Origin of the sequence: Flavobacterium ginsengiterrae (genome assembly GCF_039539785.1) — a bacterium.
Taxonomy (GTDB): domain Bacteria; phylum Bacteroidota; class Bacteroidia; order Flavobacteriales; family Flavobacteriaceae; genus Flavobacterium; species Flavobacterium ginsengiterrae.
Window position 1 is genome coordinate 572,538 of record NZ_BAABDU010000003.1, and the last position, 12,362, is coordinate 584,899.

The 12,362-nt window shown below is 36.8% G+C and carries 9 protein-coding genes; 4 read left to right on the forward strand and 5 right to left on the reverse strand.

Translation table 11 applies throughout. The annotated features are described in order from the left end of the window. Nucleotides 1–20 precede the first annotated feature (20 nt). From ABD859_RS05310 to ABD859_RS05330, 5 genes are all read right to left on the reverse strand, one after another. Nucleotides 21–4,784 carry a PorP/SprF family type IX secretion system membrane protein gene (locus ABD859_RS05310; protein ID WP_345141286.1) on the reverse strand — a complete coding sequence of 1,588 codons (4,764 nt, stop codon included), beginning with the start codon at nucleotides 4,782–4,784 and terminating at the stop codon, nucleotides 21–23. Beyond that, the gene (sprC, locus tag ABD859_RS05315; RefSeq protein WP_345141289.1) at nucleotides 4,784–6,235 is read right to left on the reverse strand and encodes a gliding motility protein SprC; all 1,452 of its coding nucleotides are present in this window, start codon (nucleotides 6,233–6,235) and stop codon (nucleotides 4,784–4,786) included. Before sprC ends, ABD859_RS05310 begins: the two co-directional genes overlap by 1 nt. Continuing rightward, complete coding sequence (locus tag ABD859_RS05320; RefSeq protein ID WP_345141292.1) at nucleotides 6,232–6,642, reverse strand: hypothetical protein; 411 nt, start codon at nucleotides 6,640–6,642, stop codon at nucleotides 6,232–6,234. Before ABD859_RS05320 ends, sprC begins: the two co-directional genes overlap by 4 nt. A gap of 98 nt (nucleotides 6,643–6,740) precedes the next feature. After that, the gene (locus tag ABD859_RS05325) at nucleotides 6,741–8,033 is read right to left on the reverse strand and encodes a hypothetical protein (protein WP_345141295.1); all 1,293 of its coding nucleotides are present in this window, start codon (nucleotides 8,031–8,033) and stop codon (nucleotides 6,741–6,743) included. Nucleotides 8,034–8,220: 187 nt separating this feature from the next. Continuing rightward, on the reverse strand, nucleotides 8,221–8,673 hold the full coding sequence (locus ABD859_RS05330; RefSeq protein ID WP_345141298.1) for a hypothetical protein: 453 nt from the start codon (nucleotides 8,671–8,673) through the stop codon (nucleotides 8,221–8,223). 436 nt (nucleotides 8,674–9,109) lie between these two features. On the opposite strand from ABD859_RS05330, the gene ABD859_RS05335 reads away from it, so the two are divergent. From ABD859_RS05335 to recA, 4 genes are all read left to right on the forward strand, one after another. Further along, on the forward strand, nucleotides 9,110–10,258 hold the full coding sequence (locus ABD859_RS05335) for a DNA polymerase III subunit (RefSeq protein ID WP_345141301.1): 1,149 nt from the start codon (nucleotides 9,110–9,112) through the stop codon (nucleotides 10,256–10,258). An 8-nt stretch (nucleotides 10,259–10,266) separates the two neighbouring features. Next, nucleotides 10,267–10,650: a DoxX family protein gene (locus tag ABD859_RS05340; protein ID WP_345141303.1), complete on the forward strand. Its 384-nt coding sequence runs from the start codon at nucleotides 10,267–10,269 to the stop codon at nucleotides 10,648–10,650. A gap of 33 nt (nucleotides 10,651–10,683) precedes the next feature. Continuing rightward, nucleotides 10,684–11,193 carry an acyl-CoA thioesterase gene (locus tag ABD859_RS05345; RefSeq protein ID WP_345141304.1) on the forward strand — a complete coding sequence of 170 codons (510 nt, stop codon included), beginning with the start codon at nucleotides 10,684–10,686 and terminating at the stop codon, nucleotides 11,191–11,193. Nucleotides 11,194–11,331: 138 nt separating this feature from the next. Further along, nucleotides 11,332–12,339, forward strand: coding sequence for a recombinase RecA (gene recA, locus ABD859_RS05350; protein ID WP_345141307.1), 1,008 nt, complete (start codon nucleotides 11,332–11,334; stop codon nucleotides 12,337–12,339). Nucleotides 12,340–12,362 lie beyond the last annotated feature (23 nt).

The window sequence follows — 12,362 nt, forward strand, 5'->3', positions numbered from 1 at the left end:
TCTTTATATTTATATATTTATTAATTCTCAACTTTTACGATTGCCATTTTCCCGTTATATGGCTTAGATCCTTTTGCTTCAAGTGCTTTTGTTGCTTCTTGTAAACCTTCGAATTTCTCGTAATAGATATAATACTTACTTGTTGTTATATTGTAAAAGAAATTAATATCTGTAAGTCCTGCTGCTACAGCTTTCGTTAAGAACTGATCTCTTTTCTCTACGCTATTATGAACTGCGAGAATCATATAAAAACCACTTTCAGAGTTTTTAATATTCTTGATGATCTGCATATTTGACTGATCTTCTCCGAAATCAAAATCACTCGCTGTTAATGGTGTACTGCTTACTTTCGTTGTTTCTTTAATACGTTTAAGAGCTGCAACGTCCTGAGCATATCTTCCTTCGTCATTTTCATAAGCGGCACGTTTAATTCTACGTTTTTTCTCTATCTCAGTTTCCGTTTTAATACGTTCTAAATCGGCTAACAGTGCTGCACCCTCCATTTCCATTTTCAATTGAGCAGCTTTTAACTGATTTATCTTTTCAAGATAAGCTTTATTTAAAGCATCATTCTTATTAGGAACTTTTTTAAGCCTTTCGTTATATAAATTAGTCAGCTTGGCAATTTCATCTTTTTGAATTCTGCTGGCATCAGCAAGCTGCGCTTTTAAGGCTTCTAATTGACTGTTTTCAGCAGCAACGCTCTTAAATGGCTTAGGCTCTCTATAAATTCCTTTTTCACTTAAATCATTCTCTTCTTTTAAGTCATTCAAGTCTTTTTGTTTGTTTGCCACAGTTGCTTTAAACTGATTTAATAAATCATTTTGAGATTTACTAGTATCTTCAATAGATAGTGTTAAACTTTCAATTGCTTTTGCTGTTTCGTCTTTTGCTGCTGCTGCCCTTGCTGCTGCTTCAGCATCAGCTTTGGCTTTTTCTGCAGCTAACCTTGCCTGACGCTCCTCTTCTTCTCTTAATAATCTTGTTTCTTCTTCAGCACGTAACTTTTCTGTTGCTTCGGCATCGGCTTTGGCTTTAGCATCTGCTAATAATTTAGCTTGTAAAGCTTCCATATCTGCTTTAGCTTTCGCATCGGCAGCTAACTTGGCTTGAAGTGCTTCCGCATCAGCTTTTGCTTTTGCATCTGCAGCTAACTTAGCTTGAAGTGCTTCTGCATCGGCTTTTGCTTTTGCATCTGCCGCTAACTTAGCTTGAAGGGCTTCCGCATCGGCTTTTGCTTTTGCGTCTGCAGCTAACTTAGCTTGAAGTGCTTCCGCATCGGCTTTTGCTTTTGCGTCTGCCGCTAACTTAGCTTGAAGTGCTTCTGCATCAGCTTTTGCTTTTGCGTCTGCCGCTAACTTAGCTTGAAGGGCTTCTGCATCGGCTTTTGCTTTCGCTTCAGCTGCTTGTTTAGTCTGAAGGGCTTCGGCATCAGCTTTAGCTTTAGCATCTGCAGCTAACTTAGCTTGAAGTGCTTCCGCATCAGCTTTTGCTTTTGCATCTGCCGCTAACTTAGCTTGAAGGGCTTCTGCATCGGCTTTTGCTTTCGCTTCAGCTGCTTGTTTAGCCTGAAGGGCTTCGGCATCAGCTTTAGCTTTAGCATCGGCTGCTAATTTAGCCTGACGAGCCTCTTCATCTGCTTTTGCTTTGGCTTCAGCTGCTTGTTTAACTTGTAGGGCTTCTGCATCGGCTTTGGCTTTCGCATCGGCCGCTAATTTAGCCTGACGTGCCTCTTCATCTGCTTTGGCTTTGGCTTCAGCTGCTTGTTTAGCTTGAAGTGCTTCTGCATCTGCTTTAGCTTTTGCTTCGGCTGCTAATTTAGCCTGACGCGCTTCTTCTGCTTCTCTTAATTGTTTTGCTTCGGCATCAGCTTTGGCTTTTGCTGTTGCTTCTGCATCGGCTTTAACCTTGGCATCCGCAATTAATTTAGCTTGAAGAGCTTCCATATCTGCCTTAGCTTTGGCATCAGCTGCTAATTTAGCTTGTTGAGCTTCTGCATCGGCTTTAGCTTTTGCTTCGGCTGCTAATTTAGCCTGACGTGCCTCTTCATCAGCTTTCGCTTTTGCTTCTTCTGCTTGTTTTATTCTTAATGCTTCGGCATCCGCTTTGGCCTTGGCCTCGGCTGCTAATTTTGCTTGAAGGGCTTCTGCATCAGCTTTGGCTTTAGCTTCCGCTGCTAATTTAGCTTGTTGAGCTTCTGCATCGGCTTTAGCTTTTGCTTCGGCTGCTTGTTTTATTCTTAATGCTTCGGCATCCGCTTTGGCCTTGGCCTCGGCTGCTAATTTTGCTTGAAGGGCTTCTGCATCAGCTTTGGCTTTAGCTTCCGCTGCTAATTTAGCCTGACGTGCTTCTTCATCAGCTTTCGCTTTTGCTTCTTCTGCTTGTTTTATTCTTAACGCTTCGGCATCAGCTTTGGCCTTAGCCTCTGCTGCTAATTTCGCTTGAAGGGCTTCTGCATCAGCTTTAGCTTTAGCTTCCGCATCTAATTTTGCTTGTGCTTCTGATGCTGCTTTTGCTTGTGCTTCTTCTGCTTGTTTTATTTTCAATGCTTCAGCATCGGCTTTGGCTTTGGCTTCAGCTGCAATAATTGCTTGTCTAGCTTCAGCATCAGCTTTGGCTTTTGCATCGGCTGCTAATTTTTCTTTAAGAGCTGCTTCCTCTGCTGCTTTTGCTTTTGCATCGGCTGCCAATTTAGCTCTATTTGCCGCATCAATTGAAGCTTTAGTTTTAGCTTCTGCAGCCGCTTTAGCTTTTGCATCGGCCGCAATTCTAGCTTGTAAAGCATCTGAATCTGCTTTTGCTTTTGCATCGGCTGCAAGGATAGACTCCATATCAGCTGCTTCTGCTTTGGCTTTCGCATCGGCTTTACGTTTTGCTTCTGCTGCATCTGCTTTTGCTTTTGCATCAGCAACTAACTTAGCTCTTGCTGCTTCTGCATCGGCTTTGGCTTTCTCAGCTGCTGCTAAACGTGCTTGTCTTGCTGCTTCTGCATCTGCTCTTGCTTTTTCTGCTGCTGCTAATCTTGCTTTTGTTGCTGCCTCAGCATCGGCTTTTACTTTATCAGCAGCTAGTTGTGCCTGAGTTCTTTGCTGAACTGAAGTTGTTGTAACTGCTTTTGCTTTTGCTGCATCGGCATCAGCTTTTGCTTTTGCATCAGCTTCTAATTTTATTCTGCGTGCCTCAGCATCAGCTTTTGCTTTATCGGCTGCTAATTGTGCCGCTGTTTGTTGCGGAGCTGGAGCTGGTGTTTCTGCTTTAGCTTTTGCTGCAGCTTCTGCATCGGCTTTTGCTTTTGCATCTGCCGCTAATTTTAATCTTCTTGCCTCAGCATCAGCTTTAGCTTTATCAGCTGCTAATTGCGCTTGTGTTTTTTGTGCTGCAGGGGCTGGTGTTGATGTCGCTGCTTTAGCTTTTGCTGCAGCTGCCGCATCGGCTTTTGCCTTATTATCTGCTGCTAATTTTAATCTTCTTGCCTCAGCATCAGCTTTAGCTTTATCAGCTGCTAACTGTGCTTGTGCTTTTTGTTCTGCAACTACATTGGCACGTGCTGCAGCTGTTGCATCGGCTTTTGCTTTTGCATCTGCCGCTAATTTTATTTTAAGAGCTTCAGCATCTGCTTTAGCTTTATTGTCTGCTTCTAGTTTTGCTTTAGCGGCTGCCTCAGCATCTGCTTTGGCTTTTTCTGCGGCTGCAAGTCTTATTTGTTTTGCTTCTGCATCTGCTTTTGCTTTTGCCTCTGCAGCAAGTCTGTTCTTTTCTGCTATATCAGCTCTATTAACTTGTGTCGCTGCCGATTTCGGTTTTGCTGGTACCGGTTTTGGTCTTGATGGATCAATTATAGATCCCTCGTCATCATCTCCGTAATAGTAATTTCTGTTTTTAAATCTGTAAGCAATTGCAAATTCATGAGAACCTCCCATGTTAGTAAAATTGCCCATTCCTCTTTCATAATTGTATTCGATAGCAATGCTTGGAGAAAGATTAATACCTAAGCCTGCTGAAACTCCATATAAAGTGTTATAACCTGCCTGCGCCCAAACTCCTTGTTTAAGAGCCAACATGGCAAGCCCTGAAATAACTGTTTTGTCTTTTTTAATTTCTGTTCTAACAATTCCAGAAAATTTACTTCTGTCGAAAAAACCATAGGTATCAATATAACCTGTGTACATGGCGTGTAACTGAATTGCTCTTTCCGGATCTTCTTTTACCATTCCGCCACCGAAATTGTAAAGAATTAAGTTATTAATCGATAATCCAAAATCTAGAAAAGTTGTTCCATAGTTAATACCCGGATTAACCGTAAGCAATGTATTTGATGGATAATCTCCGTTTAAAATATCGATATCATCTGTTACAATTTTTCCTTTATCTAAACCGCTTTGGTAAGCGCCAACATTTAAACCGAAAGTTAAATTGCTGTCTTCTTGTAAAACGATATTATGTGCAAAATTGACAACACCGCCAAAAACAGTCATTAAACCATAATTCTGTTGAAATAAACCAACTGCAAAGGCTTCATTTTCTCTAAATCGGCCTGAATAATTTGCTAAATAAGTCTGTGGCGCATTTTCAAACTGTACCCATTGTCTTTTATTATAAAAACTTGCATAGGGGTTTGATTCACGAACAAAACTAAAAGTTGGGTTAATTAAATATCTATTAAACTTTAACGAATTTCTGATAGGTAATGAAAACGAAACAACTCCATTCTCATTTTTTTCCTGAGAATAGAGTAAACATGAAAAACCGCAAAATAAAGTTATGAATAGTAAAATTTTCTTCATTATTTAATCACAGTTATTGATCCTTTTTTTTCACCTGTGTCGGATTGAATGACATAGTAATATACCGGATTTACATTTTTAAAATCTATTGCTGTTTGAGGCCAGTCGCCTTGATAATTAACAACGTCGAGAACTTTCTCTCCGTTTGAACTGAGAATAATTACTTTAGTATTTGCGTTTTTATATTCATCTGGTATATTCCAATAAGGATTAACACCGCTTAATTTTATAATATTCTGAATAACTGTTGATGGCTGTGAAGGCCCGGTTACTTTAAAATTAAATTCTCTTGAAGAAACACATCCTGATGATTGAGAAATGATAACTTTATAATTACCTGGTACGGCTACCACATAAGAACTTCCATTAGCTCCAGATATAGCATTTCCGTTTAAAAACCATTCAAATGAAGGAGTTGAAGCATCTGTAGTAACAGAAACATTTAACGTTTCTCCTTCTCCAATAGAAGTGGTCTCTGCTACATCAATACTGGCATCAAAACCATTACTGCTTAGATTTATGCTTCCGGTAGCTTTACATCCACCAAAATCGACTTCTACAGTGTAAACACCAGATTCTTTAGCATTAATACTTCGTGTTCTTCCTAATTCTTTTCCATCTTTTGTCCAAACATAGCTGTTTCCGCTAGTTGCGGTTAAAACTGTTCCGTCCCCGTTTGAACAAAACGGATTTCCTAAACTTGAATCTATAGTAACAGCAGAGCCTCCGGTAGCAGATGATACTACCACACGGTTCGAAGCGATATTATTATCCGTACAATCTCCATAATCGACTACCGCATAGTAACTACCAGGAGTATTTACAACTAAATCTTTTGTGCTTTGACCAGCAATAGCAACATCATCCTTGTACCAGATGTATTTAAGATTTGGATAAGTTAAAGGTGATGAACCTGGAACAGCCGGTGTATCATTATCAACAGACAACGTTACAGAACCACCACTACAAATTACCGCAGAAGAATTTTTTTTGTTAATCGAAAATGTAGATTCGTAAATTTTATAATATGCTGGAAAGTCAGATGCGTTATCTATAGAGTTTCTAAATCGTGCACTAACAACCCCTGTTGAACTTTTTACTCTAATACCGTAAACTTGAGAACCAATCAAATTCGTTGGAAGTCCAAATTTAATTGTTTGCTGTGTCGGAGATAAATCAGTTACTTGAAGCTTTACTGTTGCTGTAGTCGTGGTTAAAAAACTTCCTGTAGGATCAGAAAGTTCAACCTCAAAAGTAGTTCCTGCTGGAAAATTTACATAACTAAATGTAGCAAAAAACTCATTAAATGAAGGTCCTGCACATAGCTTTTGCAACCCATTTAAAGGCTGCGGAACTATCGCAGCCTGGGCATAAGAATTTTGTTTAGTATAAATGATCATACTAAACAAAATGAAAACTTTAAAAAAAGATAAAGTAGTTTTTTGAATCATATAGTACGTGTTCTTGCTAAGTCTATACGCTCAAAAAACAAGATATCTATGAATGTTTCAGAAAAGTCATATTTGTAGTTCTCAATGATATCTTTTGCAAGAATTGAAGTAGAACTAAGAAATGAATTTTCGTTGCATTCTGGTAACTGATTATTCGTTTCAGTCGCCATAGTAAGGTTGTCCTTGGGGGTGGACAACCCTACTATAAACTGATTGGAATTATCTATTTTGCTGTTTGTTGTAACAGCAGATTCGTTGTTTTGATTTATCTCTATTACCGTCGCTAATTCACAGTTAATACCAACAGAAACTGTAGGTATTTCTGTTGTTGAACTTTGCGCATACAGGCTTAAAATAGGAGAAACCAAAAAGAATATATATAAATATTTTTTTGTAGATAGAGCCATTATGTTTTGATCTTTATTTGGTCCGTACAAGACGATACATAAATTGTGTCTGGGGACTTTATTAATAAAATTTACGCGAAATAAAAATCGAAATTTATTTATCTATTGCCGCTTGAAGCTGTAATTTTTCCTAATTGTAATCTGTAATCTGGTTTTTTAGGATTGAACATGTCAATGAATGTTTCTTTGTTATCACTTTGTGAGTAAACATTAAAGAAAACACTGTTTCCATACCAGCTCTCTAAATCTTCATTGTTTGAATTGTATTCTGTAAAGATGTTTCCTTTACATAAATTGAAATACATTTCCTCAAATTTGATTTTTTTAAGGTTAGCATCATTGATTTCTGTTTTGCTGTCTAATAACACTGCAGGATTAAATCCAGAGATTACACTTCTTTTCATTTCAAGAGAAGCATTTTCTGCTACGTAAACAGCTTCTTTTACCAATCCAGCCTGAATGTCTGCATTGATGTTTTCACTGTCGTTAAGCATTGTAATGTTAGTAGCAACAACTAAAGTTTGTTTTTTAGTAAAGTCAGTTTCAGCTTTTTTCTCATAAGATTTTACCTCCATACAACGAGAACCGTCTTTTGTACTAGAGAAATAAGAAGACCTAACTGCTAATGAATTGTAGAAACGACATTGAACTCCTTGAGAGAATTTGTAATCGTCGTTGATTGATTTATAAGAAACAAATTTTGTAGCGTTAACATCTCCTCCTAAGAAACCAAAAGAGTCACCACCAGCGTAGCTAACCATAATGTTTTCAAGAACAGTTTTGTTTCCAACACCAGCAAGAGTTAAACCGTTGAAAGTATCAAGCCCTTTAACTTTTTTACCAGCAAATTCGATTCTAACGAATCTTAAAATTCCAGAGTTTGAAGCAACATTATCACCACCATAAGTAGTTAAAGTTGGATCAAGATCCATGTTGTAAGAACCTACGTTTCCAAATTTGTTAATTGGAGCATCTCCAAGAATAACGATTCCACCCCAGTCTCCAGCTTTTTTCTGGCTGCGATTTGAAGTAAATACAATTGGGTCAGTTTCTAAACCGTCTGCAACAAGTTGTGCACCTTTTGTAACTACCAATGTTCCTTTTGTTTCGAAATCACCAATAATTAAAGTTCCCGGTTCGATTGTTAAAACGGCATTGTTTGTAACATAAACATTACCCTGAAGTACGTAAATGTTTCTTTTAAGCAACTTTGTGTTAACAGAAATGTTTCCTGCTAAAATTTGGTTTGCTTCTCCATACTCTACTTTGTTAGGCTTAAATTCAGTCCAGTTGTTTAACCAGTTTGTGTAGCCCATAATTCCTTTTTCTTGTTGAGCATTCATACTCGCTACAGTCAAAAGAACGCAGATCATTTGAGTAATTTTTTTCATGATCAAAGTGTATTAGGTTAATAAAAAAATTTGGGTATGCGTAAATACAAAAACTCCCCTCGTGTTTTCCAATAAAATTTCAGAATACAGCGAGAACGAGTTGATGTTGTTTCTTTCTCAGAATGACGCAGAAATTTTACACATCTACGTAAACATTGCGAAAAAGGTTTTAAAAATATTTTTAAAATTACATTTCGTTCAATTCGTTGAACTCGTGTAAAGATTTTAATGTGTTTTCGTAAAATAAGATTGCTGCAATAAGGTTTCCTTTATCAGAGTAAGGCATCATTTTTCTTTGAAACTCTACTGTAGTATCTAAGAAAGTTGAAGTTCCTGTAGCCTGTAAATCTAAAACTTTTTTGTGTTCATTATCGTCTGGAATACCTAAGTCGGCCATTGTAACACCTGGTTTGGTAACCAAAGCAATGTAAGGGAGAGTTTTTACTAATACTTTAATTCGTTCGATGTACAATTCCAAAAGTTCTCCTTTTTGCATACCACTCAATTCTTTTTGATCGTGATATTTACGAATAAGAGCCGTTGTACTAATAATACTTCTCGGAGCATTTTTTGCCTGTGCCGAAACAGCAGCAGTAGTCATGATAAAAAATGCACTAAATAAAATAATTTTCCCTTTCATAAATTCTTATTATATAATTGGTTGTTGATGCAAACAAAAATATAGAAATTAACTTAAATTGCAACTTTATTGATTTTTTTTTTCAAAAAAAAACCTTAAAAAAACCTTAAAAATCAGCCTTATGTCGAGAAAATGTGCGTTTTAACGGGCTTTTTGTTAAAATTGTTAAAAGCCAAACCGTAAGATATTACACATGAAAAAATAACAATTTTACACAATAAATAACCAAAAAAAGCGTTGCAGGATCGTTTTAAGCAAAAAAATATTAACAAAAAAGTCTCGATATCTACTCGCGTGAAGTAATTTATTAACAAAAGTTAGTTAACATCCGGCAAAGTTTTTAGCAAAAATCAATCATAATCACATAAATGAAATCCGGCCTGTAATCTTTTAATCTAAAATTTTTGACTACATCATTTTCTTCTATCTTTGCTCTATGCAATTTTCTCAAATTTTAGGTCAGGATTACATCAAAAGCCACTTAATAAAAAGTGCCTCTTCCGGACGAATTCCGCATGCACAATTATTCATTGGGCCAGAAGGAAGCGGTACACTTTCGACTGCAATTGCTTATGCGCAGTATATTTTATGCAATAATACCGGAAACGAAAATGAAAACGGGAACGATTCCTGCAATCTAAAGTTTCAAAACCTTTCGCATCCCGATCTGCATTTTATTTACCCAACCGTTACAACCGAAGATGTAAAAACCAAACCCAAAAGTTTAGACTTTATTCAGGACTGGAGAACCTTTATTCAGGAAATGCCATATGGTGGTTTATTTGACTGGTATAAAATCTTGGGCGTTCAAAACAAACAAGGTGAAATCAGGGTCGAAGATGCACAGGAAGTTTTAAAATCACTTTCGCTAAAATCATACGAAGGCGGTTATAAAATCATGATTATCTGGATGGCAGATAAAATGAATATTGCAGCCTCAAATAAACTTTTAAAACTTCTTGAAGAACCATCAGACAAAACTATTTTTATTCTGATTTCTGAAAATGAAGAAGATATTATACAAACTATACGTTCGCGCTGTCAGGTAATTCACTTTAACGGACTTCCCGAAAAAGTCATTGCCGAAGCCTTAGTTGCAAGAGAAAACATAGATTCTAATTTTGCAAAAAAAATAGCGCATCAGTCGCAGGGAAACTTCAATAAAGCATTGCATTTATTAAAAGAAGACGATTCTGAATATCCTTTTGAACAATGGTTTGTTAATTGGGTCCGCGCCGCTTTTAGAGCAAAAGGAAATGCAGCCGCAATTCAGGATTTAATTTCGTGGAGTGAAGAAATTGCCGGACTTGGACGTGAAAGCCAGAAGAAATTTATTCAGTTTTGTATTGAAATGTTCAGACAGGCGCTTTTACTAAATTACCAAACACCAAGCTTAGTTTATATTGAACCTAAAGTTGACAAATTTAAACTAGAAAATTTTGCACCTTTTGTTAACGGAAATAATATTCATGAAATTTTCAAAGAACTTTCAGATGCGATGTATCACATTGAAAGAAACGGAAATGCAAAAATAATTTTAACCGATTTATCCATAAAACTGACTCGTTTAATTCATAAAAAATAGTCCTCAAAATGAATAATGCTGCCTCTATTTTATTATTAGCATTTTTAGCCTTAACTTTTTTACAATCAGGCTATGAAAAGATTTTTTACTGGAAAGATAATGTAACCTGGCTTAAAGAACATTTTGCAAAAACACCTTTAAAAAATCAGGTTCCCCTTGCTTTACTTCATTTATTAATTTTAGAATTAATTTCTGGAATTTTATGCGTGGTTGGAGCCATTCAGTTAGTAACAAACAGTGGCCGTGAATATGGTTTTTATGGTGCTGTTTTTTCTTGTATTAGTTTGTTAATGATGCTTTTTGGACAACGATTAGCCAAAGATTATGATGGAGCGAGAACCATTGTTATCTATTTTGTTCCTGCTGTAATGGCAGTTTACTGGTTGAATTAATCAACCGCAATTATTTTAAATATCACAAAAAAAATGAATCCAAAACATCCTTCAGAATCCCTGACAGTATTAACCGATTTAGTTTTACCGAGCGAAACTAATCCTTTAAATAATCTTTTCGGAGGCGAATTATTAGCCAGAATGGATCGTGCGGCAAGTATTGCAGCACGCAGACATTCACGCCGAATTGTAGTTACGGCATCTGTAAATCACGTAGCTTTTAACAGAGCAATTTCGCTTGGAAGCGTTGTTACTGTCGAAGCAAAAGTTTCAAGATCTTTCAAAAGTTCTATGGAAGTTTTTATAGACGTTTGGGTAGAAGACCGCGAGTCTGGAAACCGAACAAAAGCCAACGAAGCAATCTATACTTTTGTTGCCGTTGACGATACCGGAAGACCGGTTGAAGTACCGACGATTGTACCAGAAACCGAACTTGAAATTCTGCGTTTTGATGCCGCCTTGCGCCGTAAACAATTGAGTTTAGTACTTGCAGGAAAAATGAAACCTGCTGATGCAACAGAATTAAAGGCTTTATTTTTATAGTAAAAATTGTGACAATTTGGAACAATCAAACTTCAAAAAAAGAAGTACTTTTACAACTCTTTCCCATTACGATTTTATGAAGCAAATTCTTTAATTTTAATCAGAAAGAAAATAACAATTTTAAGATATTTAGAAAAGATGAGTTCAGACAAAGAAGCCAAATTAAAAGCGCTGCAGTTAACGCTTGATAAACTTGACAAAACCTACGGAAAAGGAACCGTAATGAAAATGGGCGACAGAGCCATTGTAGAAGTAGAAACGATTTCTTCTGGCTCACTTGGAGTTGATTTAGCCCTTGGAGTAAATGGATACCCAAAAGGAAGAATTATTGAAATATACGGTCCGGAATCATCTGGTAAGACCACACTAACACTACATGCTATCGCAGAAGCTCAAAAAGCAGGCGGAATTGCTGCATTTATTGATGCTGAGCATGCTTTTGACAGAAACTATGCTGAAAAATTAAATGTAGATATAGAAAATTTAATTATCTCTCAGCCAGACAATGGTGAGCAGGCTTTAGAAATTGCCGAAAACTTAATTCGTTCTGGAGCTATTGACATTGTGGTAATTGACTCGGTTGCTGCCTTGACTCCAAAAAGTGAGATCGAAGGCGAAATGGGAGATTCTAAAATGGGTCTTCACGCTCGTTTGATGTCTCAGGCTTTAAGAAAACTTACTGGAACTATCAGCAAGACAAACTGTACTGTTTTCTTTATCAACCAGCTTCGTGAAAAAATTGGTGTAATGTTTGGAAATCCTGAAACTACAACCGGAGGTAATGCATTAAAATTCTATGCTTCTGTACGTTTAGATATTCGTCGTTCTGCACAAATCAAAGACGGAGAAAACGTAATTGGAAACAGAACTAAAGTTAAAATCGTTAAAAACAAAGTGGCACCGCCGTTTAAAACTGCCGAATTCGACATTATGTATGGAGAAGGTGTTTCTAAAACAGGTGAAATCCTTGATTTAGCAGTTGAATTTGATATCGTTAAAAAAGCAGGATCTTGGTTTAGCTACGGCGATACAAAATTAGGTCAGGGACGTGATGCTGTAAAAGCTTTAATTAAAGATAACCCTGAATTAGCTGAAGAATTAGAAGAAAAAATCAAAGCTCATATAAAAGAATTAGCTAACGCTTAATCTTTTAAAAATTAATATTTTAC